This is a genomic window from Mesorhizobium sp. M1328 (genome assembly GCF_040318075.1).
Classification (GTDB): Bacteria; Pseudomonadota; Alphaproteobacteria; order Rhizobiales; family Rhizobiaceae; genus Mesorhizobium.
Genome location: NZ_JAMYLO010000003.1, coordinates 509,001 through 530,929 on the forward strand (window position 1 = coordinate 509,001; position 21,929 = coordinate 530,929).

Consider the following 21,929-nt stretch of genomic DNA (forward strand, 5'->3'; position numbering starts at 1 on the left):
TTCACTGCCAAAGTTGTCCAATCTTGTGCGAAACCGGAGACCTCGAATGAAACCTCGGTCCGCAATTGTTGCAACGGCCTTTGCCCTTGCCTTGGTTGCCGGTGTCAATGAAGCAAGATCTGGGGAACGCGCATGTCGCAGTCCCGACCCCGTCGACACCATAGACGAGATGTTCTCCGCGATCGTCGCCTGTTGGAAGCCGCCGCCCGGAACCGCGGGCATGACCCTGACGCTGCAGTTCTCAATTCGCCGAAACGGCACGCTTATTGGCAAGCCGCGCGCCACTTACTCCCATCTAGGGGACGATGGCTCGCTCAACCGGGCCTTCGTGGCTTCCGTCCTCGAGGCGCTCGACAAGGCTCTTCCATTGCCCGTTTCGGACAGCATGGGTGGAGCAATCGCAGGACGTACGCTGTTCCCTCGCTTCACCGCGGTCAGTGAGGGTGCATCCTAGGCGCGCCCGGCAATGTGCATTAAACCGGCGGGTTATGCGGCTGGAATAGTCTGCCGCGCTCGGCCAGGAGGATCATCAGCAGCGCCGCCACCGACACGCTGCAGAACCCGGCGGCCAGCGGCGTCACCGTGCCGTTGAAGGCTTGGCCGATCAGCGTGCCGAGGATGCCGCCAAGAAATGTCTGCATGAACCCGAGGATCGACGATGCAGTGCCGGCCAGGTGACCCAGCGGCTCCATGGCGAGCGCGTTGAAGTTCGCGCCGAGCGCGCCGAACGGGACCATGGCGCAGGCAAAGAAGGTAATGAAGAGCCAGAGCGGCATCTTCATTTCGATGGAAACGACCAGCCAGGCAAAGCTGATGGCCAGAAACAGCAGCAGCGCGCTTTGCGACAGACGGCGCATGCCGATGCGGCCGACGAGACGCGCGTTGAGGTAGTTCGAAAAAGCAAGCACGCCGGCAACCCCCGCGAAGATGACCGGGAACATCTCGCCGACATCGAACACGCTGACATAGATCTGCTGGGCCGAGGCGATGAAGCCGAACATGGCGCCGAAGATGAAGGTGCTGGCGAAGGCGTAGCAGAGCGCGATGCGGTTGGTGAGAACGATGCGGAAGCCGCCGATGATGGAGGACAGCGTCAGCGGCCGGCGATATTCGGGGTGTAGCGTCTCGGGCAGGCGCAGCAGCGACCAGGCGGACACGATCAGTGCGCCGGCTGCCATGGTGACGAAGATCACGTGCCAGGTCGCAAACAGCATGATGAACTGGCCGATACCGGGCGCCACCACCGGGATGGCCATGAACACCATGAAGATCAAGGACATGACTTCGGCCATACGCCTTCCGTCGAACGTATCGCGCACGATCGAGACGGCAATGACGCGCGTCGCCGCCGCGCCGATGCCTTGCACCGCCCGGCATAGCAGAAGCGTGGCGAATGACGGGGCGATTGCCGCACCGCCGGCCGCCACGACGTAGATCACCAGCCCTGCGACAAGAGGCGCGCGGCGCCCGAAGCGGTCCGAGATCGGCCCGAAGAACAGCTGTCCGCCGCCAAAGCCAAGGATATAGGCGGTGACCACATATTGCCGGTGGTTTTCATTTGCGACGCCAAGCGAGGCGCCGATCTGCTGCAGTGCCGGCAGCATGATATCGATGGCCAGCGAATTGAGCGCCATCAGCGCCGCGCACAGCGCAATGAATTCCCAGCGCGGAATAGGCAAGGTGCTTGCCTTTTGCTGCGCTTGTGCTTGCTGATCCACGGCCAGTCCGATCCTCAAACGAAAATGCGCCGGCTGACCGAGGCCCCGACATCGGGCAGAACTTTTTGCCAAGGTGGGGCTGCCCCGGCGCTTAGCGCATGACCCCCGAAAATCGCAGTCGGAAGCTCATACGCAGAAACAGAAGTCAGGCGGCGCCTTTGACGCTGACGCCCTTTTCGACGAGGAAGGTCTGCAATTCGCCCGCCTGGAACATCTCGCGGATGATGTCGCAGCCGCCGACGAATTCGCCCTTGACGTAGAGCTGCGGGATGGTCGGCCAGTTGGAATAGTCCTTGATACCTTGCCGCAGTTCGGCCGACGTCAGCACGTCGACCCCCTTATAGTCGGCGCCGATGTAGTCGAGGATCTGCACGACCTGGCCGGAAAATCCGCATTGCGGAAAGCCGGGCGTGCCCTTCATGAAGAGAACGACGTCGTTGCCCTTCACTTCATTGTCAATGTAGTCGTTGATGCCGCTCATGGAATACCCTTTCATGCCTGTGGGAGTCAGGCTCGAACATTACCCTTCAAATAAACCCATGGGTTGCGCGAAACAAGATGTTTGCCGCCTTGCCATGCAAATGGCGCAAAGGAACGTCTGATCTTGGGCCAAGCCGTTGGCCACCATCTTTCCCGAGGCGTGATGAAAAGACGATATCTCGCCGGGTTCCTCCTCGCCGTTCTGCTCGCCGCACTGGCCTTGATTTGGTGGGCCAGGTCGCCGAGACAGCCACCGCTTGTCGTCGGCGGTGAATTGCCGGCGCCGTGCCGCGACGCGAGCTTCGAGGCGGTCGCCTATGTCGTCTGCGAAATCGATCTGCGCCGCTATGACGTCGGTGTGTTCCACACAGGCCTCGACGGCAAGGCTTTCGGCTCGCTGGACAAATTCGACAAGGCGATGGCGGATCAGGGCCGCCCGGTGCTGCTCGCCATGAACGCCGGCATGTATCACCAAGACCTGACCCCAGTCGGCCTTCTCGTCGAAGACGGCCGGGAGAAGGCGCCGATCAACGTCGCCGGCAGCGAAGGCAATTTCTTCCTGAAACCGAATGGCGTGTTCCTGGTCCGCAAGGACGGCAAGGCGGCTGTCATGGAGACAAGCGCCTATGCCGCCGCCAGGCCGGACGTGATGTTCGCCACGCAATCCGGCCCGATGCTGGTGATCGACGACCGGCTTCATCCTCGCTTCGAGCAGAACGGCACATCGCGCTATATCCGCAATGCCGTCGGTATGCGTGACGAAAACACCGTCGTGCTGGCGATCTCGCGCTCTGAAGTCAGCCTCGGCAGCTTCGCACGGCTGTTTCGCGATGGGCTCGACTGCCCCAACGCGCTTTTCCTCGACGGGGTCGTTTCGGCGCTGTCGAACGGCGAGAGGATGATTGTTGGTGGAAACTATCCTGCCGGGCCGATCATTGCCGTGACCGGTAAGAAGATCGCGAGTCGGTAACTGCAAGAGAGCTCACTCAGGCACGCTGGTCTGCAGGGCAAGCGCGTGCAGCACGCCGCCCATATTGCCCTTCAGCGCGTCATAGACCATCTGGTGCTGCTGGACGCGGCTTTTGCCGCGAAAGCTTTCGGCCACCACCTCGGCCGCATAATGGTCGCCGTCGCCGGCCAGGTCGCGAATCGTCACCTTGGCGTCCGGAATGCCTTCCTTGATCAGCCGTTCGATATCATGGGCGTCCATTGCCATGTGAGGATTCCTTGTTCAGGTCGTGATCTCATAGATATGGTCGAAATGGCGGATGAACCACAGCGAAAGGGCCCCGCTCGATCACATCACGGGTCCACGACCTCATTTGCCATGAAGCGAGGGAACCAGGATTCGTGGGCGGCGGTCAATTCGCCGACCGGTATCGCACGTGCCTCGCCCAGCTTCAATTCGCTGCCGCCTGTCGAGCCGATCCACGGTGCAAAAATGCCGAGCTTGCTTTGCTGTTCGCGAATGGCGTCCCAAGCCTCGCTCTGCGGGTCGATCGACAGCGTCAGCAGATAGCGGCCCTGATCCTCGCCGAACCAGACCGGGACCGGATCTGTACCGATCAGGCCGGGGATGGTCGCGCCGATGCCGGAGGCCATCGCCATCTCGGCCAGCGCCACCGCGATGCCGCCATCGGAAACGTCATGCGCCGCGGTAACGACACCGGAGCCGATCAGCGCCCGCACATGGTCGCCGACCCGCTTCTCGTGGTCGAGATCGACCGGCGGCGGCGGGCCGTCGGCGCGGCCATGGATGTCGCGCATATAGACCGATTGGCCAAGATGCGTGCCCCACATCGTCGGCGCGCCGACCAGCACGATCATCTGGCCTTCGGCGGCAAAGCCGATGCGCACCATTTTCGACCAGTCGGCAATCAGCCCGACGCCGCCGATGGTTGGCGTCGGCAGGATGCCTTGTCCGTTGGTCTCATTGTAGAGCGAGACGTTGCCGGAGACGATCGGGAAGCCGAGCGCCCTGCAGGCATCGCCAATACCTTTCACCGCGCCGACCAACTGACCCATGATCTCCGGCCGTTCCGGATTGCCGAAATTTAGGTTGTCGGTGGCCGCGAGCGGCAGTGCGCCAGTGGCTGTCAGATTGCGCCAGCATTCCGCAACCGCCTGCTTGCCGCCCTCGTAGGGGTCGGCTTCGCAATAGCGCGGCGTCACGTCGGAGGAGAAGGCGAGCGCCTTGGTCGGGTGGCCGTCGACGCGCACGACACCGGCGTCGCCGCCGGGAAGCTGCAGCGAATTGCCCTGGATCAGCGTATCGTACTGCTCCCACACCCAGCGGCGCGAGGAAAGGTCCGGTCCGCCCAGCAGCTTGAGCAGTGCGTCGGCCACATCGGCTTGCGGTGTATCGCCAGCCAATGGCGCCGGCTTGTTCGGCTCGACCCAGGGACGGTCATATTCCGGCGCCTGGTCGCCGAGATCCTTGATCGGCAGGTTGGCGACCTCGTCGCCCTGGTGCAGCACGCGGAAGCGCAGATCGTCGGTGGTCTTGCCGACGATGGCAAAGTCGAGGCCCCATTTGTGGAAAATCGCCTCGGCCTGCTTTTCCTTTTCGGGGCGCAGCACCATCAGCATGCGCTCCTGGCTCTCCGAAAGCATCATCTCATAGGCGCTCATGCGCTCTTCACGCACCGGCACCTTGTCGAGATCGAGCTCGATGCCGAGGTCGCCTTTGGCGCCCATTTCGACTGCCGAACAGGTGAGGCCGGCGGCACCCATGTCCTGGATGGCGATAACTGCGCCGGACGCCATCAGTTCGAGGCAGGCTTCGAGCAGGCATTTTTCGGTGAACGGATCGCCAACCTGCACGGTGGGCCGCTTCTCGTCGATTTTGTCGTCGAACTCAGCCGAGGCCATGGTGGCGCCGCCGACACCATCGCGCCCCGTCTTGGCGCCGAGATAGACGACCGGAAGGCCGACGCCCTTGGCCTCGGACAGAAAGATTGCGTCCGTCTTCGCGAGGCCCGCGGCAAACGCATTGACCAGGATATTGCCATTGTAGCGGCCGTCGAAATTGACCTCGCCGCCGACCGTCGGCACGCCGAAGGAATTGCCATAGCCACCGACGCCGGAAACGACGCCGGCAACGAGGTGCCTGGTTTTGGGATGGTCCGGCGCACCGAAGCGCAGCGCGTTCATCGCCGCGATCGGCCGCGCGCCCATGGTGAAGACATCGCGCAGGATGCCGCCGACGCCGGTCGCCGCTCCCTGATAAGGCTCGATGTAGGAGGGATGGTTATGGCTCTCCATCTTGAAGACGACGCAGTCGCCATCGCCGATGTCGACCACGCCGGCATTCTCGCCCGGGCCCTGGATGACTTGCGGCCCGGTGGTCGGCAGCGTGCGCAGCCATTTCTTCGAGGATTTATAGGAACAATGCTCGTTCCACATGGCGGAAAAAATACCGAGTTCGGTAAAGCTCGGCTCGCGCCCGACCAGGTCGAGGATGCGCTGGTACTCGTCGGGCTTCAGCCCGTGCGCTGCAATGAGTTCCGGAGTGATCGGCACGGAATTGGAAATGGTCATGATCGGCAATTTGTGTCCTTGGGATCGAGTCCCGTCTTATCGCAAGCTTTGCAGCCGATACACCCCGTCGGATGACTAAAACGACGGAAAGCAACAGCTTGCCGCAAGTAGCGGAAGATCGCCACTCGACCCGCCGGTTTCAAGCCGGTTCAGGAAAAGCTGTCGTAGCCGGCGCGGCCTTCGTCCAGAAGCCGCCGGATCACCGCGACGCCGTGCGCAATATCGTCCCGCTGTCGCGGCTGCGAGATGCCAAACCGCACGCCGTGAAAGGCCTGTTCGGAACGCCCGGCCTTGAACTCGTCCTCGTCGTCGATGAGCACGCCATGTTCGAGGCAAGCCTGTTTGAAAGTGCCGGAAAGCCATGGGTCGGGCAAAGTGAGCCAGACGAACGGCACATTGTCCAGCGCCTTGAAGTCGAAGCCGTCGAGTGTCTCGCGCACGATCGCGATGCGCGCACCGATCTCGGCAATGCTGCGCTTGCGCATCTCGGCGGCCTGACCGGACAGCACCAGCCGGCAGCCCACCTCCGCCAGCAGAAAGGGCAAGCCGCCCGTCATCATCTTGTGGGCAACCCGGATGCGGTGACGATAGGCCGGCGGGCAAGCGAGCCAACCGCCGCGAACACCCGCCGCAACCGATTTCGACAGGCCGCCGGCAACGATGGTCCGTTCGGGAGCATATTCGGCCATTAAAGGCGTTGGGTCGTCGGTCAGTCCGCCATAGAGGTCGTCCTCGATCAGGACGACGTTATATTGACGGGCGACACGCGCGATTGCCTCGCGGCGCGATGCCGACAGCGTTATCAGCGTTGGGTTCTTGGCCGTCGGCATCAAAAACATCATCTTCGGATGCTTTTGTGCGCAGACGCGCTCGAAATCCTGGGGATCGATGCCCCCGTCGTCAGCCGCCACCAATGCGGTCCGGCGACCGATCAGGCCGGCGCTGCGGGAAATCTGTGAATAGGTGAGGTGCTCGAAGACGACATAGTCGCCGGGGGCGGTGAGCCCCGCAATGGTTGCCATCACCGCGGCGTGGGTGCCGAGCGTGGGAACGATTGCATCTGCGGCCGGGCGAAAGGAATTGCGCGACAGCCAGCGCCTGCCGGCTTCGAACCAGCGGTCCGGGAAATCACGAGTATAGCTTGAAATCTCATGCGGATGGTCTTGCGCCGTGCGTGTCAACACGTCGGCGACGATGGCACCCTGGCCGACATCCGGTGCGGCCGTGCTATCGAAGCGCAGCTTGTCGCCGGGCGCATCCATATAGCGCGTGCCTTGTTCGACCGGCCCCAGGAACTCCGGCTTTGCGCTCTCCGACTGTTGAGCGAGAACATAGGTTCCGCGGCCGACCTCGCCGCTCACCAATCCCCGCTCGCGCAGCAATTGATAGGCCCTGCCGACGGTGCCGACGGTCGTGCCGATGTCGTATGCCAGATCACGCTGCGGCGGCAGCTTTGCCCCTGCACCGATCAGGCCGCGGTCGATGTCCGTCTCGATGGAATCGGCAAGCCGCTGATAGAGCGGGCCAGTACCGACGGTAAGATCTGGAAGCCAAGTTGTCATGGTGACAATTTTTTACATTGCACCGACATGGGAGTCAATACATATCAGATCGGCGGCGAGACGGGTACAATCCGAAGTTTTGGCAGAAAGAAAATGGCTACAATTGAGACAATCCGCTCCGTTACGGCTGAATTGCAGATGCAGGTGGCACCTCCGTTAGGCCGGCCAACCTATGTTAGTCGGCTGGTGCGTACGCTCGGATCCTTCGCGAGGTGGCTCGGCAGGCTAATGGATCGTCGGCGCAGCCGGCTGGTCCTGCTCGAGATGACCGACGACCAGCTCAAGGACATCGGCATTACGCGTTGCGATGCCCATCGTGAAGGCCTCAGGCCGTTCTGGGACTGAAAGTCCTTGGACGAGGTCGTCATTCGGCCTTGAGAGCTACGGTTCATCACGGCTGAGATGCGATCGTCCTCTCGCCTTCAGGTCTCGCTAGACGCTATCCGATGAAATAGGGATATTGCTGAAAACAGCTGTTTCATCTATTTTCGGGGTGTGAAGGAGATGACTATGGCGAGTTTCACGCTCACAGATCTCGGCAATAAATCCGGCGAGGTCGTCGAGGCTGCGTTCCGTGGTCCCGTCGACATCACCAAGCGCGGCAAACGAAAGTTCGTGCTCCTGACGGCGGAGCAGTTCGACCGCATCACCGGCCGCAGCGCTCAGCGGGCACACCGCGTTGAGGATCTGTCGGCCGAGGAACGCGACGAGCTTCTAGCCGGCCTCGACGCAATCGCGCGAGATGATGTCCGGGATGACTGAGCTTGGTCACGGACAGATCATTCTCTACTCCTATCTTTGGGCAAGGAAATATGACCGCGGCGAGGAGAGCGGACGCAAGGCGCGGCCGACTTGCGTGATGCTGATCGTTGCCGGTAAGAATGGCCGCAAGCAGGCCCTGCTCATTCCGATCACAAGTCAGCCCGCCACGCCCTGACGCATACTATGTCGAGATTCCTGAGACGGAGGCCCGTCGCGCCACGCTCTATACGCCAGCCTGGGTTATCGTCGATGAATTCAACACCGATGATCTCGCGACGAGCTGGGCGCTCGAGGATGCCAAGCCGCTTGGCCAATTCACGCGCAAGTTCATGTCACGGATCGCCGGTGAAGCTGCTGCGGCGATCCGTGCAGGGCGCCGCGCGAACCGTGCCAAGACGCTAAAGGCGACCAGGGCGGGAGATCGTCATCGCGGACGGACGCGTTCCGCCCTGATCCGCGTGACACCGTGGTCCACAAGCACCGCCACAATGCACAGCATCAGAAAAAGCCCGGTGATGGCCAGAGCTGAGACCGCGACGCTGGCCGCACTGTGTTTGGAGACGTCGAGGAACGGGTAGGGCACTTCGCCGGCGATCGGCGCCCGCAGCAATGCGTAGGCCAGATAGGCGATCGGATAGATCATCCACCAGGAGATGTCGCGCCATCGCGTCGAGCCGTCGGCGCCCGCCACAAGCCGCCACAGCACGAACAACAGCGGCGTCACATAGTGCAGGAGAACGTCGCAGAGCAGGAACAATCCTTGCGGCTGCCAAAGCTGCGCCAGGACCGTTGCATAAACGATGAGGACCAGGGTTATGGCGACGGCTACGCCCGCCCGCATCCGTGGCGCGGCAAAGGCCGGAAACCAGGCATAACCCGTCGACGACAGCAACGAGGCATGGACGAGCACCGCGCCGATGTTGGTCAGGATGGTGAAGAAGCTGAAATAGAAGACCAGCGAGCCGACAAAACCGCGGCCGGCTTCCATTGACGCCGGGACGGTGATGCAGAGCTGCAGGACGAGCCCGGCCAGGCCGACGACCAGACCAGTGATCTGCAGCAACCGACCCATTGGGCTAGGCAGCAGCGCCGCAGGCCGGATTGCCCGCCTGCCAGCGGGCAATGTCCGAGCCGATGCGCGTGCCGAGCGGTTCCGCCATCAATGGGCCGAACACGTCGACGCGGCTCGAACTGCCTTGCGCCTGCACGACCAGCAGCGGCTTTCCGCCATAATGTTTGGCCGGCACCAGCAGGAAGCGCGGCGTGCCGCTGAACGAATTCAGTTCGTTGGCCATCTGATAAGATTTGAAGGCAGGGTCCTTGCTGGCGATCCAGCATTTGTGGGCTGCGATCGCCACCTGTTCCATGGCAAGCAGTGACGCGCTCTTGCCCGCCGGCGCCGGCGTACTCTTCGGGCCAGACTGGCAGGAGGCGAGTACAAGACCGGCGGCAGCGGCGAGGGCGAGGCGCGTGGTCGTCGGTCTCATGTTCACGCGGCGCCCATCTCGAGTTCGGACAGAAAGATCTTCAGACCGTCTGTCATCTCACCCCAGACGCGCGACAGCGCCGGATGCTGCAAGGCGATTTGCTCGTAGGCATCGAATTTCGGATAGGCCTCAAGCAAATCGGGGCGGCCGATCGTCGCCCTGAAATTGTTGAAGACGAAGCGGGTCGGCGTCAGCCAGGCATCGGCAAAGGAGATATCGTCGCCGAGCGCGAACGGGCCATGCGCCATGCGGGCCTCGATTGCCGCAAGCCCGTGATGCAATCGGGCGAACTGTGCCTTGATCTCCGCCTCGTTGCGCTGCGGCACGAAATAGAGCTCGAACAGCTTCATCATCGGCGCGAGCACGTCGAGGTCGGTGATGCGGGCGAACATGCGCACCAGCGCCCGGTCCTTCGAATCGTTGGGCAGCAGTGCGGGCTCGGGAAAGCGCTCCTCCAGATATTCGGCAATGACCACCGATTCGACGATCGTTTCGCCCGAGCCGGTGATCAGCACCGGAATCCTGTTGAGCGGCGAGATGGCGCGAAATGCCTCGGGGATGGGAAACCCCGGCGGCGGTGCAATGAGCTTGAGCGGCACGTTCTTGATGTAGGCCAGGGCCCGCACGATCGACGAATAGGGCGACAGCGGTCGCGAATAGAGTTTCATGGCCGTCGCTCCAGGAGGAAAATTGAATGCATCAAGCGGCGATGCCCAGCGCGCTTTCGAACAGCGCCCGGCCGTCGCTGCCGCCATGCGCCGCTTCGATCAGGTTCTCGGGATGCGGCATCAGGCCGAGCACATTGCCACGGCCGTTGAGGATGCCGGCAATGTCGTTGATCGAGCCGTTGGGATTGGTGCCTTCCGCGTAGCGGAACACCACCTGGCCTTCGCCTTCGAGGCGGGCCAGCGTTTTGGCATCGGCAAAATAATTGCCGTCATGATGCGCCACCGGCGCGCGGATGACCTGGCCCGGCTGATACCGGCTGGTGAACATCGTGTTGGCATTGGCGATCTGCAGCTTGACTTGCCGGCAGACGAATTTCAGCGAGGTGTTGCGCATCAGTGCGCCCGGCAGCAGGCCGGCCTCGACCAGGATCTGGAAGCCGTTGCAGACGCCGATGACCGTGACGCCCTTGGCCGCTTTTTCGGCGACAGCCCGCATCACCGGCATGCGCGCGGCAATAGCGCCGCAGCGCAGATAATCGCCAAAGGAAAAGCCGCCGGGAATGGCGATCAGGTCGACATCGGGGATTTCAGTGTCGGTCTGCCAGACGGTGACCGGCGGCGTGCCGGAAATCTTGGTCAGCGCCGCGATCATGTCACGGTCGCGATTAAGGCCGGGGAGCAGGACGACGGCTGATTTCATTTTGGTTCGTAGGGCCTCTGGGCTTCGGCGAGTTCGCGCAATTCTAGGCGGCGTTCGATATGTTCGAGGCGATCGTCCTGCCGCGCCAGCACGCCGTAAATGTTCTTCACATCGCCCTCGGTGGCGACGAGATGACCACGGATCGAACCCAACTCGGACTTTACCTCGCCAAGTGTCAAATCCATCGTGTCCAGCCGCAACTGAATGGATTTGAGGACTTCAAAAATCAGGCTTCCATTGATCTCGGTCATCTACCCTCGGGCACAACCTCAGGTAATGGCCACACTATAATTCTCAATCACCGTATTCGCCAGAAGCTTGTCGCACATGGCTTTCAGATCCGCCTCGGCCTTGGCCCTGTCGCCCTCGGCAAGCTCGATATCGAAAACCTTGCCTTGCCGCACCTGGCCGACGCCGCCGAAACCCATTCCGGAAAGCGCATGCTCGATTGCCTTGCCTTGTGGGTCGAGCACGCCGTTCTTGAGGGTTACGGTAATGCGGGCCTTGATCACGCTGGACATGCTCCTGTTCACCTGTTGAGCGGGTAAGCCGTCAGTGCGGCTTGCCTTTGACACCGTCGGTCGAAGCGACGAGCACCGGTCCGGCAGGGCGCGGCGGCTCGTTCTCGTTCATGATGCCGAGGCGGCGGGCAACTTCCTGATAGGCTTCAACGAGCCCGCCCATGTCGCGGCGGAAGCGGTCCTTGTCGAGCTTGTCCTGGGTCGCCACGTCCCACAGCCGGCAGGAATCCGGCGAGATCTCGTCGGCGACGACGATGCGCATCATGTCGCCTTCGAACAGGCGGCCGCATTCGATCTTGAAGTCGACGAGCTGGATGCCGACACCCATGAACAGACCGGAAAGGAAGTCGTTGACGCGGATGGCCAGCGCCATGACGTCGTCGATCTCCTGCGGGCTCGCCCAGCCGAAGGCGGTGATGTGCTCTTCCGAGACCATCGGATCGTCGAGCGCATCGGCCTTGTAATAGAATTCGATGATCGAGCGCGGCAGCACGGTGCCTTCCTCGATGCCGAGACGTTTGGCCAGCGAGCCGGCGGCGACGTTGCGCACCACCACTTCGAGTGGGATGATCTCGACTTCCTTGATCAGCTGCTCGCGCATGTTGAGCCGGCGGATGAAGTGGGTCGGAATGCCCATCCGGTTGAGGTGGTTGAAAATGTGCTCGGAAATACGGTTGTTGAGCACGCCTTTACCATCAACGATTTCATGCTTCTTCTTGTTGAAAGCGGTGGCGTCGTCCTTGAAGAACTGGATCAGCGTGCCAGGCTCCGGTCCCTCATAAAGGATCTTGGCCTTGCCTTCATAAATGCGGCGGCGATTTTTCATCTGATTTTTCTCTGGATTTGCGGGCAGGCGGCAAGCGACCAGTTCCTGTCCGTCTGCCTAAAATAAGATGGCGACGGTGGGGTTCAATGCCGGTGTCTATCCCAATCGCACTGTTTGCTCAATCGGCAAATCCTTTCAATCAACCGCTTTCGGGGACCGAAATGCCGCAGCGCAGCAAGCAATGTAGCATATTGACCGGCCGGCGCCCTTTTGGTTTGTGCTCCGGCAACACATATTGGCACAACGAATCGGATTTCACGGAGGGATGCCATGAGCAGCATGAAAGACCGCGAAGAGGGCTTTGAGCGCAAATTCGCATTCGACGAGGAACTTCGGTTCAAGGCTGCGGCACGCCGCAACAGAGCGCTCGGCCTGTGGGCTGCCGAAAAGCTCGGCAAGTCAGGCGCCGATGCCGACGCCTATGCCAGGGAAGTGGTCGTCAGCGACATCGAGGAAGCAGGCGATCACGACGTTTTCCGCAAGATACGCAAGGATTTCGATGCAGCCGGCATCGACCAGTCGGACCATCAGATCCGCCGCACCATGGATGAATTGATGGCGCAGGCGATCGAGCAGATCAAGAACACCTGATCCTTCCGCTCGTTCCGATCGCATTCTGGACCAATCGACCGCCCGGCCTAGCCGGGCGGTTTTTCTTTGCCTTTGCGGTCATTTCCGGCTGAATTGCTGCAACCAAAGAGGAAATCGCCAATGTCCCTGAAGTCACGCCTTGCGGCCGACGAGACGCTGTTCACTGCATGGTCCGGCGTGCCGGATGCCTTGACGGTCGAGATACTGGCCAGACAAGGGTTCGACGCGGTTACGCTCGACATGCAGCATGGTGGCCATCACGAGGACAGCGTGCTGCGCGGGCTTGTGCCGGTGCTGGCCGCCAACAAGCCGGCTTTGGTGCGCATTCCGGTCGGCCGCTTCGACATGGCCAGCCGTGCGCTTGACTTCGGCGCCGAGGCGGTGATCGCCCCGATGGTGAATTCGGTGGCGGACGCAAAGCTGTTTGCCGCCGCCATGAAATACCCGCCGCTAGGCGAGCGCTCCTGGGGCCCCACCTATGCCTTTCCGCGCCATGGCAAGGGCGATTATGCCGACTGGCTGCGCGACAGCAACCAGCGCACCATGGCGTTCGCCATGGTCGAAACGCGCGCCGCGCTTGATGCACTCGATGGCATCCTCGACACGCCGGGCATCGACGGTATCTTCCTGGGCCCTTCGGATTTCTCGATCGCCTGGTCGAAGGGCACCACCGTCAGTTCGACGCTGGAGAGCATGATGGAGACCGTCGCCTCGATCGCCGAGCGCACCCGCAAAGCCGGCAAGCATGCGGCGATCTATGTGATGGAACCGGCCATCGCCGGTCGCGTGGTGTCGATGGGTTACCGGCTGCTGGCGATGGGTTCCGAGCATTCGCTGATTTCGCTTGGGGCAAAGACCCTGCTGAACAGCGTCAGGGATTCGATCGCTTCCTAAAGATCCGTCAGGAATTTCGCGAACGTCATCGAGCCTTCGGGCCAAGGGCCAAAGCCGGAATCTGCGTTGAGATGGCCGGCATCGCCGGCGTCGATGAACAGCGACCCCCAAGCCGCGGCAATGTCCTCGGCGACGCCGAAGGCGCAGAACGGGTCGTTGCGGCTGGCGATCACCACCGACGGAAACGGCAGCGGGTCGCGCGGATAGGGGCCGAAGGTCATCAGGTGCCTGGGCTTTATCTTTGGATTGGCGACATCGGGCGGCGCCACGAAAAAAGCGCCGGCGACCGGCCGCTCAAACCGAGGCAAGGCCTGGATGACCGCTGCGACGCCAAGCGAATGAGCGACGATGACGACCGGCCGCTCGGCCTCGTTAACCGCCTTGGCGACACCGGCCGTCCAATCCTCGCGCACCGGCTTCGACCATTCCGTCTGTTCGACGCGGCGCGCTGTCGACAGTTTCGACTGCCAGCGGCTCTGCCAATGATCGGGGCCGGAATTGGTGTAGCCCGGCACGATGAGAATATCTGCTTCCCTGACTTTCATGGCGCGCATGTAGCGAGAGGCGCTGTCGGGTGCAACCGGGTATGAACTCAACAGCGACACGCAAACGGCCTCTCACGAACCCGGTTCTGATCGCTATTGTGAACACCATGTTCGCTTCTTGCGCTCTTGTGTGAACGATCGCGATCGACGATCTGTCGCCGGGAAAGAATGGCTGTTCCGAGATTTTGGCACGGACACGGCGTAGAATGATTGATGGCGCCGGGTTCCTCTGTTGGAAGCTTGTCGAGCGCCGCCTGAACGGAGCACTTTGATGAGCGAACTGCCTTTTGCCGCGACGACCCCGGTCAGCGTTGCCCGCGTCGGCTTGCGGGCGCGCGATGCAGAAAATCTCGCTGCCTACTATCGCAAAGTCGTCGGTTTGCAGGAACTGAGCCGCGCCGGCGGCACGATTACGCTCGGCGCAGTCAATCGCCCTTTGCTCGACATCGAGGCGGATCCGGCCGCGAAACCCGATGACCCGCGCAGCGCCGGTCTTTTCCACACCGCCTTCCTGCTACCCAGCCGTGCCGATCTCGGCCGCTGGATCAACCACGCCATCGCCGGCAAGATCGGCATCGAGGGTGCATCCGATCATCTGGTCAGCGAGGCGCTTTATCTTACCGACCCGGAAGGCAACGGCATCGAGATCTATGCCGACCGCCGCCCGCAGGATTGGAAATGGAACGGCGACAAGATAGCGATGGCGACGGAGCGGCTGAACATTCCGTCGGTCGTTGCCGAGGTGCCGGCCGGCGACACCGGCTGGCAGGGCGCGCCGGAAAACAGCATTATCGGCCACGTCCATTTGCGGGTTGGCAGGCCGGAAGAAGCCGAAGCATGGTGGCATCAGGAGTTCGGTTTCGACACGGTGGCAAAGTACGGTGGCGCGGCGGTATTCCTGTCGTCCGGCGGCTATCATCACCACATTGGCGCAAATGCGTGGCAGAGCGCGGGCGCCGGTCGCCGCGATCCCGCCCGCTCCGGCCTGGCCTGGGTCGAGATGCGTTCGGACAATGCCGCAAGCGAGACCACCCGCGAGGATCCGTGGGGCACGGTGATAAGGACGGTTCCCGGTAAGGCGTAGGTTAGAGGTTTGCTTTTTCGAGCAAGCGGCCAAGCATGAGCAGGCCCGCTGGCCATAAGCCGAGGCCGGCCTCGTTCCCCATATGGCCAAGATCGCCGGCATCGGCGATATCCGCGCCCCAGGCGGCGGCAAAAACGGTCGCCTTGTCGAAGGTGACGCGTGGGTCGCTGCGGCTCGCCACCACCAATGTCGGGAAGGGCAGGCGCTTCAGCGGCATCGGCGCGAACGGGCGCACCGCGTCGAATGAGGGATCGGCATCCTCGACATTGGTCGCGGCAACCAGGAATGCCGCCGCGACCTTGTCGAGTTGGCTTTGACTGGCGCTAGCAGCCCACTTCACCGCCGTCGCCACCGCTAGCGAATGCGCAAGCAGCACGATGCGGCGCGGTGCGGCGGCCACCGCGGCATCTACCTGGCCGATCCAGTCTTCAGGCTTCGGCCGGTCCCACTCAGCCTGCAGCACGCGGCTCGAATTGGGGAACACCCGGCACCAATGCGACATCCAATGATCTGGCCCGGAATTGCCGCGCCCGGGCAGGGCAAGGAAATCGAAATCTCCGGCCGCCGAAATCATCAGGCTTCTCCAAACACTCGGCTGAAGATCGTATCGACGTGCTTGGTATGATAGCCCAAGTCGAATTTCTCGCGGATCTCGGCCTCGGGCAAGGCTGCGACAACGTCCTTGTCGGCCAGAAGTTCCTCAAGAAAATCAGCGCCTTGCTCCCATACCTTCATCGCATTGCGCTGCACCAGCCGGTAGGCGTCCTCGCGCGAAACGCCGGCTTGCGTCAGCGCTAGCAGCACGCGCTGCGAATGCACAAGGCCGCGGAATTTGTTCATGTTCTTCAGCATGTTGTCGGGGTAGACGAGCAGTTTATCGACAACGCTGGTCAGCCGTGAGAGCGCGAAATCGAGCGTCACCGTCGCGTCGGGCCCGATCATGCGCTCGACCGAGGAATGCGAGATGTCGCGCTCGTGCCAGAGCGCCACATTCTCCATTGCCGGCAATGCGAAGGAGCGCACCATGCGGGCAAGGCCGGTGAGGTTCTCGGTCAGCACCGGGTTGCGCTTGTGCGGCATCGCCGACGAACCCTTCTGTCCGGGTGAAAAGTACTCTTCTGCCTCGAGCACCTCGGTGCGCTGCAGATGGCGCACCTCGATCGCCAGCCGCTCGATCGACGAGGCGATGACGCCGAGAGTGGCGAAGAACATCGCATGGCGGTCGCGCGGGATCACCTGCGTCGACACCGGCTCCGGTTTCAGTCCGAGTTTCTTGGCCACATATTCTTCGACATAGGGGTCGATATTGGCGAAGGTGCCGACCGCACCGGAGATGGCACAGGTGGCGATGTCCTCGCGTGCGTGCACCAGCCTCTCGCGGCAACGCGAGAATTCGGCATAGGCCTGCGCCAGCTTGACGCCGAAGGTGGTCGGCTCGGCATGGATGCCATGGCTGCGGCCGATTGTGATCGTGTCCTTGTGCTCGAAGGCGCGGCGCTTGAGCGCCGCAAGCAGCCCGTCAATGTCGGCCAGCAGGATGTCGCTGGCGCGGGTGAGCTGCACGGCAAAACAGGTGTCGAGAACGTCGGAGGATGTCATGCCCTGGTGGATGAAGCGGGCATCCGGCCCGACGAATTCGGCAAGATGGGTGAGAAAGGCGATGACATCGTGCTTGGTGACGCGCTCGATCTCGTCGATCGCCTCGACATCGAACTTCGCCGCCCCGCCTTTCTGCCAGATGGTCTTGGCGGCCTCCTTCGGGATGACGCCGAGCTCCGCCAATGCGTCGCACGCGTAGGCCTCGATCTCGAACCAGATGCGGAACCGGGTTTCGGGCGACCAGATGGCCACCATTTCCGGCCGGGAGTAGCGAGGGATCATCAGTCGGTCCTGACTTGCGAGAGCATTTGCCCGCGTCCTAACAGAGGCAGGCAAAATGCTCAACGTTGCTGGCGTGCAAACCAGACACTGGCGACAGCGAGCGCAATGAAACCGAGCGGAAAATACAGCCGGATGCCGAGGACGACGAACTGATAGAGTGCCGTCAACATCGTGAACACGAACTGGAAAACCCAGGTGATGGTGAACACGGGCGCATGCCATTGGACATAGTAGGAGCGGTATTGCAGCCCAAAGAGGCCGCCGGTGCAGGCGATCGTCGCTGCGAGAAGGCAGACGAAGGCGGCGGCGAGGGCGATCTCCCAGTGGCGTCCGAGCGAGACGAGCCGCGCCAGGAACAGCCCAATCGGGAAAGCGAGCGCACCGCCGGCAGCATAAAGCAGCGAGACGAAGCGGATCTTTGCCGGGGTCTCCCAATCGTACTGCAGCAGATTGAGCAGCGCGCTGGCGCCCATCGCTGTGGCCCACAGCAAGGCACCGGCAAATGCGGCGCGCAGCGACGGCAGAGCGCGGCGGAGACGGCGCAGAGCGCTATAGCGCATGGCGGGGAACGTCAAAGGCGACCGGTTACCGCGATCCAGCGATAGTCCGGCCCTTCGAAGCCGTATTGGCGCACCGCGATCAGCACGGCATAGGCGCTGAGGCTATCCAGCGAAAATGTCTGAACCGCGCCGATCTGGTAGCCATTCGGACAGCCTCTGCTTTGCGGGATCGATTTGTCCTCGTGGATAATCCTCGTCTGGCCGCCGTCCTTCGCCTCGATGCGCAGCAGGCGAAAGCCATTGATCTCGCCCTGGCTCTGGCAGCGTTCGGTGTCATTCATGCCGATCTGGTCGAGCCGGAACTCAAGCGGATCGTCGACCGGCGAAAAGATCGGGCGCGGATTGACCACCATCCGGAAGGGATCGGCAGAAAGCTCGGTCACCGGGTTGAGGCCGGCGGTGATGCCGCGATTTGCCGTCAGTTCCGCCTGACTGACGATCGCTTCGCCCTTTTGCCGGGCCTGCAGCCGCGCTGCGTCCACCGCGGCATTCTCGTCGTCGAGCCGGACATGGATCGGCGAACCCTTCAGGAAACTGTCGTCGGCCGTGTCGATATAATAGCGGTTCGCATAGGGAAATCCCGATCCGTCCTGGACGCCGTATTCCTCGAAGGCAAAGACCCCGCCATCACGGCTGAAGCCGAGGATCTCAAGCTCGGCGACATCGCCTGCGTGGGCGGCGGCCAAGGTTGCAAGCGGGGCAAGCAGGCAGACGGCAAACAGGGCAAGATTTCGCATGGGGCTTTCCATTCAGGCGGTCGACGCCGTTAAATTCCTATCACGATGCCGTCAAAAGATCGTGCTGACTGAAACACAAAGTCGATGCATCCAATCCGGCCGTCGTTTGTTATTGTCGGCAGCTTCACCGCATCGTGCCTTCCGAAAATCAGGATCGATTTTCGGAAGGCACGGTGCATTGATTAAAAATGTTTAGAGCGTCCTTTGCGCGTTCAAAAGGACGCGCGGCGCTCTAAGGGAGACCCCCATGACAGATGCAGCCAAGATTCGCGAACGTATGGAAGTGATCGGCGCCGACGGCGTCCATGTCGGTACCGTCGACAAGGTTGACGGAGATCGTATCAAGCTGACCAAGCGCGACAGCGGCGAGGGCGCTCACAGGGGCCATCACCACTTCATTCCTCTCAGCCTTGTCGCCGAGGTCGAGGGCCAGAAGGTGCGGCTCTCAGCAAACTCGGATGTTGCGGTCACGTTCGAAGAAGAAAAATCCGAACCCACCTGATCATAAGTCCAGTCTGATTACGGCTCACCCGAATGAGCGTGGCGCGGTCAGCGCGACGACCAGACCGGGAACAGATCGCCCTCGGCCGGCGTCGCGGCAAAGACGCCGCGGCTGATGGCCCGCGCCATCGTGGCGCCGGCCGCGGCGTAGAGATCGATGGCATCGTTGGGTGCGAGCTCGATGCCGCTCTTGCCCGTTGCCAGCGCGAAGACCAGATCGCCGTCTGCGGGCGTGTGCGTCGGCCAGATGGCACGGACAAAGCCGTCATGCGCTGATATCGCCAGGCGTTTGGCGGCGGCCTTGGTGAGTACCGCATCGGTGGCGATCACGGCAATGGTCGTGTTGGCGCCGGTTTCCGCCTGCTCTCCGGCATGCCTGTCACGGAACTTCAGCAGGATCTTTCTGGCATCGTCAGGCATCGGGTGGGGATAGCCTAAGCCGCCGAACTCGTCGCCGATCTCGAACGGCGCCGCCCAGAAATGGCGGGTCCCGGCGACCGTCACCGAGCCGGTTGGGTTGACGGCGGCGAGCGCGCCGATGGTGACGCCGCTGTCCAGCACTGTCGAGGCCGAGCCGAGCCCGCCCTTCAGGCCGGAGCTCAAAGCCCCGCTACCTGCGCCGGCAGTGCCGAGCGCAAAGTCGATCGCGGCGGCTTGCCCGGCTTCGTAGCCAAGGTCACGGTAAGGCGGATACCGGTCCCAATCCTTGTCGCCGCCATTGCGCAGGTCGAACAGGATCGCCGCCGGCACGATCGGCACCCGAAAGCCGCCGACCTCGACGCCGATGCCTCTTTCGCGCAATGACGCCTGCACCCCCGACGCGGCGTCAAGGCCAAAAGCCGAGCCGCCCGAAAGCACCACGGCATGGATGGCGTGGATCGAATTGTGCGGCTCGAGCAGGTCGGTTTCGCGGGTGCCCGGCGCACCGCCCAGGATTTGCACGCCGGCGACGGCCGGTTCGTCGCAGACAACGGTGGTCACACCGGATTTCAGCTTGGCATTAGCCGCATTGCCGACACGCAGGCCGGCGACGTCGGTGATGAGATTGCGCGGACCCGTATGGAACATCCCTGTGCTGGACATCATTGGCTCTCCACCGGCACGAAACGGCCGCCGTCGAAACGGTAGGCGCGATAAGGATTTTGCGTCAGGTCACCTTTTTCGTCAAAGCGGATCGGTCCGATCGCCGTGGTGAAGTCGTGCGCGGTCAACACGTTGGCCAGCCTCTCGCCGGAGCTTTGCGTCAATGCTGAGGCCGCCTTGGCGATCTCGACCGCGGCATAGGCGGGCAGCGTGTAACCTTCCGGCACGATGTTTTGTCCGGCAAAGCTTTGCAGCACCTTGGGGTCGGCGACATCGGCCCATTCGGGCGGCGCGATCATCAGCGTGCCGGCGGCATAAGGCGCGTCGCCGAGCGGCGCCCGCAACGCTTCGCCGCCGGCAAACACCATGCCGGTGTCGAGCTGGCCGGCATCGCGGCCCATAATGGCGACATCATCGCCGTCGCCGCCGGCAAAGACATGCGTTGCGCCGGCTTTCTTCAGCCGGCCGATCAGGCCGATCTGGTTGTCGAGCTGCGGCCGGAACGTGTCGACGAACACCGGCTTCAGAGCCGCCTGCTCGGCGGCTGCCCGAAACGTCTCGGCCATTTCGCGGCCGTAGATGGTGCCATCGTCGACGACGGCGAACAGCTCGTTCTGCCATAGGCGGGTGAGGATGGCTGCGACGGCATTGCGCTCGTCGTCGCCGCGCGGCCCGAGACGATAGATCGGCCATCCCGTCTTGGCGCGCCGGTCGGTCAGGCTTTCCGTGCGGACGCCGACGGTGATCACCGGGATGCCAGCGTCCTTCAGGATCGGCAGCGCCGCCTCGATTGCGTCGGTGCAGAGAAAACCGACGGCGACATTGACTTTCGCCGCGGCGAATTCCCTCGCTGCGGCGGCGCCACCATCGGCCGTGCAGGCGTCATCGATCGTCCTGATCTCGGTACCGTCAGCTTCAGCCGCCATTTTCGCGCCTGCCTCGATCTGTTTGCCGAGCATAGCCGACGGCCCCGACAAAGGTGCCGCGACGCCGACCAGCAGCGTCTCGGCATTTGCACTGCAGGCGACCGAGAGCCAGGCCAGCACCGCTATCGTGGTTGTCCAAGGTCGCATGCGAGCGAAGAATTCCTCCGCGCCGATCGCGTGTTTTGCCGGCGCCAATGCCGTCAAGACCTAAAGGCTGGCCAGCTTTGGCGCAACACGGGAATTCGGGATATAGCTCAAGCACTTCGCTTGTGGCATGCAATATCCCGCCATATATAACGGTTGGTTCTGACTAGTGGAAATCATCGGTGCTGAAGAAGAATGACATCGGGCCGCAGGCCTACCGCGACGCGATGGCCCATTTTGCCGGCCATGTACATGTAGTCACCACCGATGGCCCCGCCGGCAGGCGCGGCGCGACGGTGATCGCGGCCTGCTCGGTGTCGGACACGCCGCCGACCATCCTGGTTTGCCTCAATCGTGAAAATTCCAAGAACGAGCCGTTCGTGGAAAACGGCAAATTTGCCCTGAACACGCTGGCTTCGGATCAGGAGCCGCTGTCGATCGGCTTTTCCGGCATTACCGGCCTACCGGTCGAGGAGCGTTTCGCGCTGGCCGAATGGGATGTGATCTCGACCGGTTCACCGACGTTGAAGGGCGCCCTTGCCGTCTTCGACTGCGAGTTGGTCGACACCAAGGATCTGGCCACGCACCGTGTGCTTTTTGGCAACGTGACAGGTTTGCGCATCGGCGATAATTTGCGGCCACTGATCTATCACAACCGCGGCTATCACGCTCTGTAGAGGCTTTAGATGGCCGCGCCCACGGAGACAGAATGACCGAGT

At 62.3% G+C, this 21,929-nt stretch carries 29 protein-coding genes; 10 read left to right on the top strand and 19 right to left on the bottom strand.

The features are described from left to right. The first annotated feature begins 46 nt into the window (after nt 1-46). The gene (locus NKH23_RS34560; RefSeq protein WP_352467257.1) at nt 47-454 is read left to right on the top strand and encodes a UCP034077 family protein; all 408 of its coding nucleotides are present in this window, start codon (nt 47-49) and stop codon (nt 452-454) included. Between the two features lie 19 nt (nt 455-473). On the opposite strand, the gene NKH23_RS11075 is transcribed toward NKH23_RS34560, so the two are convergent. Together NKH23_RS11075 and grxD are read right to left on the bottom strand one after the other, a co-directional pair. Next, the gene (locus NKH23_RS11075) at nt 474-1,673 is read right to left on the bottom strand and encodes a multidrug effflux MFS transporter (protein ID WP_502908380.1); all 1,200 of its coding nucleotides are present in this window, start codon (nt 1,671-1,673) and stop codon (nt 474-476) included. A 190-nt stretch (nt 1,674-1,863) separates the two neighbouring features. Further along, nucleotides 1,864-2,199, bottom strand: a complete 336-nt coding sequence (gene grxD / locus NKH23_RS11080) for a Grx4 family monothiol glutaredoxin (protein WP_023674712.1) — start codon at nt 2,197-2,199, stop codon at nt 1,864-1,866. 162 nt (nt 2,200-2,361) lie between these two features. Between grxD and NKH23_RS11085 the strand changes: the two genes are divergently transcribed. Then, nucleotides 2,362-3,168 carry a phosphodiester glycosidase family protein gene (locus NKH23_RS11085; RefSeq protein ID WP_352714698.1) on the top strand — a complete coding sequence of 269 codons (807 nt, stop codon included), beginning with the start codon at nt 2,362-2,364 and terminating at the stop codon, nt 3,166-3,168. Nucleotides 3,169-3,180: 12 nt separating this feature from the next. Here the strand turns inward: NKH23_RS11085 and NKH23_RS11090 are convergent, their stop codons facing one another. The 3 genes from NKH23_RS11090 to NKH23_RS11100 all read right to left on the bottom strand — a co-directional run bounded on the left by NKH23_RS11090 (nt 3,181) and on the right by NKH23_RS11100 (nt 7,300). Continuing rightward, the gene (locus NKH23_RS11090; RefSeq protein ID WP_023798252.1) at nt 3,181-3,414 is read right to left on the bottom strand and encodes a BolA/IbaG family iron-sulfur metabolism protein; all 234 of its coding nucleotides are present in this window, start codon (nt 3,412-3,414) and stop codon (nt 3,181-3,183) included. An 86-nt stretch (nt 3,415-3,500) separates the two neighbouring features. Beyond that, nucleotides 3,501-5,738 carry a phosphoribosylformylglycinamidine synthase subunit PurL gene (gene purL, locus NKH23_RS11095; RefSeq protein WP_352715214.1) on the bottom strand — a complete coding sequence of 746 codons (2,238 nt, stop codon included), beginning with the start codon at nt 5,736-5,738 and terminating at the stop codon, nt 3,501-3,503. A gap of 149 nt (nt 5,739-5,887) precedes the next feature. Next, on the bottom strand, nt 5,888-7,300 hold the full coding sequence (locus NKH23_RS11100) for an aminotransferase-like domain-containing protein (protein WP_352714696.1): 1,413 nt from the start codon (nt 7,298-7,300) through the stop codon (nt 5,888-5,890). Between the two features lie 138 nt (nt 7,301-7,438). Between NKH23_RS11100 and NKH23_RS11105 the strand changes: the two genes are divergently transcribed. The 3 genes from NKH23_RS11105 to NKH23_RS11115 all read left to right on the top strand — a co-directional run bounded on the left by NKH23_RS11105 (nt 7,439) and on the right by NKH23_RS11115 (nt 8,237). Next, the gene (locus NKH23_RS11105) at nt 7,439-7,645 is read left to right on the top strand and encodes a DUF1127 domain-containing protein (RefSeq protein ID WP_502912339.1); all 207 of its coding nucleotides are present in this window, start codon (nt 7,439-7,441) and stop codon (nt 7,643-7,645) included. A gap of 165 nt (nt 7,646-7,810) precedes the next feature. Continuing rightward, nucleotides 7,811-8,062, top strand: coding sequence for a type II toxin-antitoxin system prevent-host-death family antitoxin (locus tag NKH23_RS11110; protein ID WP_352662547.1), 252 nt, complete (start codon nt 7,811-7,813; stop codon nt 8,060-8,062). After that, entirely contained in the window at nt 8,055-8,237 is a 183-nt protein-coding gene (locus NKH23_RS11115; RefSeq protein ID WP_352714693.1) for a hypothetical protein, read from the top strand. The genes NKH23_RS11110 and NKH23_RS11115 overlap by 8 nt, the downstream gene beginning before the upstream one ends. Nucleotides 8,238-8,486: 249 nt before the next feature. Here NKH23_RS11115 and NKH23_RS11120 read toward each other — a convergent pair whose 3' ends face one another. From NKH23_RS11120 to purC, 7 genes are read right to left on the bottom strand one after another with little or no spacing between them, the layout of a single operon-like run. Beyond that, nucleotides 8,487-9,134, bottom strand: a complete 648-nt coding sequence (locus NKH23_RS11120) for a Pr6Pr family membrane protein (protein ID WP_353034651.1) — start codon at nt 9,132-9,134, stop codon at nt 8,487-8,489. A gap of 4 nt (nt 9,135-9,138) precedes the next feature. Then, entirely contained in the window at nt 9,139-9,549 is a 411-nt protein-coding gene (locus tag NKH23_RS11125) for a hypothetical protein (protein ID WP_352714689.1), read from the bottom strand. Between the two features lie 2 nt (nt 9,550-9,551). After that, entirely contained in the window at nt 9,552-10,217 is a 666-nt protein-coding gene (locus NKH23_RS11130; protein WP_352714687.1) for a glutathione S-transferase family protein, read from the bottom strand. Between the two features lie 31 nt (nt 10,218-10,248). Continuing rightward, complete coding sequence (purQ, locus tag NKH23_RS11135) at nt 10,249-10,917, bottom strand: phosphoribosylformylglycinamidine synthase subunit PurQ (RefSeq protein ID WP_352714685.1); 669 nt, start codon at nt 10,915-10,917, stop codon at nt 10,249-10,251. Beyond that, nucleotides 10,914-11,168 carry a hypothetical protein gene (locus NKH23_RS11140; protein ID WP_352467267.1) on the bottom strand — a complete coding sequence of 85 codons (255 nt, stop codon included), beginning with the start codon at nt 11,166-11,168 and terminating at the stop codon, nt 10,914-10,916. The genes purQ and NKH23_RS11140 overlap by 4 nt, the downstream gene beginning before the upstream one ends. A gap of 18 nt (nt 11,169-11,186) precedes the next feature. Continuing rightward, nucleotides 11,187-11,429, bottom strand: a complete 243-nt coding sequence (purS, locus tag NKH23_RS11145; RefSeq protein WP_292659850.1) for a phosphoribosylformylglycinamidine synthase subunit PurS — start codon at nt 11,427-11,429, stop codon at nt 11,187-11,189. A 40-nt stretch (nt 11,430-11,469) separates the two neighbouring features. Next, nucleotides 11,470-12,264, bottom strand: a complete 795-nt coding sequence (gene purC / locus NKH23_RS11150; RefSeq protein ID WP_023674725.1) for a phosphoribosylaminoimidazolesuccinocarboxamide synthase — start codon at nt 12,262-12,264, stop codon at nt 11,470-11,472. Nucleotides 12,265-12,534: 270 nt separating this feature from the next. On the opposite strand from purC, the gene NKH23_RS11155 reads away from it, so the two are divergent. Both NKH23_RS11155 and NKH23_RS11160 read left to right on the top strand, forming a co-directional pair. Next, a complete protein-coding gene (locus NKH23_RS11155; protein WP_023674726.1) occupies nt 12,535-12,855 on the top strand; it encodes a DUF1476 domain-containing protein in 321 nt (106 codons plus the stop codon). A 120-nt stretch (nt 12,856-12,975) separates the two neighbouring features. Then, nucleotides 12,976-13,749, top strand: a complete 774-nt coding sequence (locus tag NKH23_RS11160) for an HpcH/HpaI aldolase family protein (RefSeq protein ID WP_352714683.1) — start codon at nt 12,976-12,978, stop codon at nt 13,747-13,749. Here NKH23_RS11160 and NKH23_RS11165 read toward each other — a convergent pair. After that, the gene (locus NKH23_RS11165; RefSeq protein WP_352715211.1) at nt 13,746-14,294 is read right to left on the bottom strand and encodes an RBBP9/YdeN family alpha/beta hydrolase; all 549 of its coding nucleotides are present in this window, start codon (nt 14,292-14,294) and stop codon (nt 13,746-13,748) included. The two genes, NKH23_RS11160 and NKH23_RS11165, sit on opposite strands and share 4 nt — an antisense overlap. A gap of 271 nt (nt 14,295-14,565) precedes the next feature. Here NKH23_RS11165 and NKH23_RS11170 point away from each other — a divergent pair, with 271 nt between their 5' ends. Beyond that, nucleotides 14,566-15,378 (top strand): VOC family protein, encoded by an 813-nt coding sequence (locus tag NKH23_RS11170; RefSeq protein ID WP_352714681.1) that lies wholly within the window; start codon nt 14,566-14,568, stop codon nt 15,376-15,378. Between the two features lies 1 nt (nt 15,379). Here NKH23_RS11170 and NKH23_RS11175 read toward each other — a convergent pair whose 3' ends face one another. Genes NKH23_RS11175 through NKH23_RS11190 form a run of 4 tightly spaced genes read right to left on the bottom strand, consistent with a single transcriptional unit; the run spans nt 15,380 to nt 18,556 of the window. Further along, nucleotides 15,380-15,952 carry an RBBP9/YdeN family alpha/beta hydrolase gene (locus NKH23_RS11175; protein WP_352714679.1) on the bottom strand — a complete coding sequence of 191 codons (573 nt, stop codon included), beginning with the start codon at nt 15,950-15,952 and terminating at the stop codon, nt 15,380-15,382. Next, on the bottom strand, nt 15,952-17,259 hold the full coding sequence (gene purB / locus NKH23_RS11180; RefSeq protein WP_352714677.1) for an adenylosuccinate lyase: 1,308 nt from the start codon (nt 17,257-17,259) through the stop codon (nt 15,952-15,954). The genes NKH23_RS11175 and purB overlap by 1 nt, the downstream gene beginning before the upstream one ends. A gap of 59 nt (nt 17,260-17,318) precedes the next feature. Beyond that, nucleotides 17,319-17,819, bottom strand: a complete 501-nt coding sequence (locus tag NKH23_RS11185; RefSeq protein WP_352714675.1) for a hypothetical protein — start codon at nt 17,817-17,819, stop codon at nt 17,319-17,321. Nucleotides 17,820-17,830: 11 nt separating this feature from the next. Beyond that, the gene (locus NKH23_RS11190; RefSeq protein WP_352714673.1) at nt 17,831-18,556 is read right to left on the bottom strand and encodes a DUF2259 domain-containing protein; all 726 of its coding nucleotides are present in this window, start codon (nt 18,554-18,556) and stop codon (nt 17,831-17,833) included. Between the two features lie 247 nt (nt 18,557-18,803). Here NKH23_RS11190 and NKH23_RS11195 point away from each other — a divergent pair, with 247 nt between their 5' ends. Then, complete coding sequence (locus tag NKH23_RS11195; RefSeq protein ID WP_023674734.1) at nt 18,804-19,058, top strand: DUF2171 domain-containing protein; 255 nt, start codon at nt 18,804-18,806, stop codon at nt 19,056-19,058. A gap of 47 nt (nt 19,059-19,105) precedes the next feature. Here NKH23_RS11195 and NKH23_RS11200 read toward each other — a convergent pair whose 3' ends face one another. Together NKH23_RS11200 and NKH23_RS11205 are read right to left on the bottom strand one after the other, a co-directional pair. Next, the gene (locus NKH23_RS11200; RefSeq protein WP_352978934.1) at nt 19,106-20,125 is read right to left on the bottom strand and encodes a P1 family peptidase; all 1,020 of its coding nucleotides are present in this window, start codon (nt 20,123-20,125) and stop codon (nt 19,106-19,108) included. 14 nt (nt 20,126-20,139) lie between these two features. After that, the gene (locus NKH23_RS11205) at nt 20,140-21,213 is read right to left on the bottom strand and encodes a branched-chain amino acid ABC transporter substrate-binding protein (protein ID WP_352714671.1); all 1,074 of its coding nucleotides are present in this window, start codon (nt 21,211-21,213) and stop codon (nt 20,140-20,142) included. Between the two features lie 179 nt (nt 21,214-21,392). Between NKH23_RS11205 and NKH23_RS11210 the strand changes: the two genes are divergently transcribed. Next, entirely contained in the window at nt 21,393-21,887 is a 495-nt protein-coding gene (locus tag NKH23_RS11210) for a flavin reductase (RefSeq protein WP_352467274.1), read from the top strand. The last annotated feature ends 42 nt before the right edge of the window (nt 21,888-21,929 follow it).

What these genes read in the sequence shown, in the direction of transcription:
- NKH23_RS11115 (WP_352714693.1), top strand. Translation starts at nt 8,055, where the DNA reads ATGACTGAGCTTGGTCACGGACAGATCATTCTCTACTCCTATCTTTGG.
- NKH23_RS11120 (WP_353034651.1), bottom strand. Translation starts at nt 9,134, where the DNA reads ATGGGTCGGTTGCTGCAGATCACTGGTCTGGTCGTCGGCCTGGCCGGG.
- NKH23_RS11085 (WP_352714698.1), top strand. Translation starts at nt 2,362, where the DNA reads ATGAAAAGACGATATCTCGCCGGGTTCCTCCTCGCCGTTCTGCTCGCC.
- purB (WP_352714677.1), bottom strand. Translation starts at nt 17,259, where the DNA reads ATGATCCCTCGCTACTCCCGGCCGGAAATGGTGGCCATCTGGTCGCCC.
- NKH23_RS11190 (WP_352714673.1), bottom strand. Translation starts at nt 18,556, where the DNA reads ATGCGAAATCTTGCCCTGTTTGCCGTCTGCCTGCTTGCCCCGCTTGCA.
- NKH23_RS11205 (WP_352714671.1), bottom strand. Translation starts at nt 21,213, where the DNA reads ATGCGACCTTGGACAACCACGATAGCGGTGCTGGCCTGGCTCTCGGTC.
- purL (WP_352715214.1), bottom strand. Translation starts at nt 5,738, where the DNA reads ATGACCATTTCCAATTCCGTGCCGATCACTCCGGAACTCATTGCAGCG.
- NKH23_RS11175 (WP_352714679.1), bottom strand. Translation starts at nt 15,952, where the DNA reads ATGATTTCGGCGGCCGGAGATTTCGATTTCCTTGCCCTGCCCGGGCGC.
- NKH23_RS11200 (WP_352978934.1), bottom strand. Translation starts at nt 20,125, where the DNA reads ATGTTCCATACGGGTCCGCGCAATCTCATCACCGACGTCGCCGGCCTG.
- NKH23_RS34560 (WP_352467257.1), top strand. Translation starts at nt 47, where the DNA reads ATGAAACCTCGGTCCGCAATTGTTGCAACGGCCTTTGCCCTTGCCTTG.
- NKH23_RS11125 (WP_352714689.1), bottom strand. Translation starts at nt 9,549, where the DNA reads ATGAGACCGACGACCACGCGCCTCGCCCTCGCCGCTGCCGCCGGTCTT.
- purQ (WP_352714685.1), bottom strand. Translation starts at nt 10,917, where the DNA reads ATGAAATCAGCCGTCGTCCTGCTCCCCGGCCTTAATCGCGACCGTGAC.
- NKH23_RS11110 (WP_352662547.1), top strand. Translation starts at nt 7,811, where the DNA reads ATGGCGAGTTTCACGCTCACAGATCTCGGCAATAAATCCGGCGAGGTC.
- grxD (WP_023674712.1), bottom strand. Translation starts at nt 2,199, where the DNA reads ATGAGCGGCATCAACGACTACATTGACAATGAAGTGAAGGGCAACGAC.
- NKH23_RS11130 (WP_352714687.1), bottom strand. Translation starts at nt 10,217, where the DNA reads ATGAAACTCTATTCGCGACCGCTGTCGCCCTATTCGTCGATCGTGCGG.
- NKH23_RS11160 (WP_352714683.1), top strand. Translation starts at nt 12,976, where the DNA reads ATGTCCCTGAAGTCACGCCTTGCGGCCGACGAGACGCTGTTCACTGCA.
- NKH23_RS11090 (WP_023798252.1), bottom strand. Translation starts at nt 3,414, where the DNA reads ATGGCAATGGACGCCCATGATATCGAACGGCTGATCAAGGAAGGCATT.
- NKH23_RS11100 (WP_352714696.1), bottom strand. Translation starts at nt 7,300, where the DNA reads ATGACAACTTGGCTTCCAGATCTTACCGTCGGTACTGGCCCGCTCTAT.
- NKH23_RS11165 (WP_352715211.1), bottom strand. Translation starts at nt 14,294, where the DNA reads ATGAAAGTCAGGGAAGCAGATATTCTCATCGTGCCGGGCTACACCAAT.
- NKH23_RS11105 (WP_502912339.1), top strand. Translation starts at nt 7,439, where the DNA reads ATGCAGGTGGCACCTCCGTTAGGCCGGCCAACCTATGTTAGTCGGCTG.
- NKH23_RS11155 (WP_023674726.1), top strand. Translation starts at nt 12,535, where the DNA reads ATGAGCAGCATGAAAGACCGCGAAGAGGGCTTTGAGCGCAAATTCGCA.
- NKH23_RS11195 (WP_023674734.1), top strand. Translation starts at nt 18,804, where the DNA reads ATGACAGATGCAGCCAAGATTCGCGAACGTATGGAAGTGATCGGCGCC.
- purC (WP_023674725.1), bottom strand. Translation starts at nt 12,264, where the DNA reads ATGAAAAATCGCCGCCGCATTTATGAAGGCAAGGCCAAGATCCTTTAT.
- NKH23_RS11185 (WP_352714675.1), bottom strand. Translation starts at nt 17,819, where the DNA reads ATGCGCTATAGCGCTCTGCGCCGTCTCCGCCGCGCTCTGCCGTCGCTG.
- NKH23_RS11170 (WP_352714681.1), top strand. Translation starts at nt 14,566, where the DNA reads ATGAGCGAACTGCCTTTTGCCGCGACGACCCCGGTCAGCGTTGCCCGC.
- NKH23_RS11140 (WP_352467267.1), bottom strand. Translation starts at nt 11,168, where the DNA reads ATGACCGAGATCAATGGAAGCCTGATTTTTGAAGTCCTCAAATCCATT.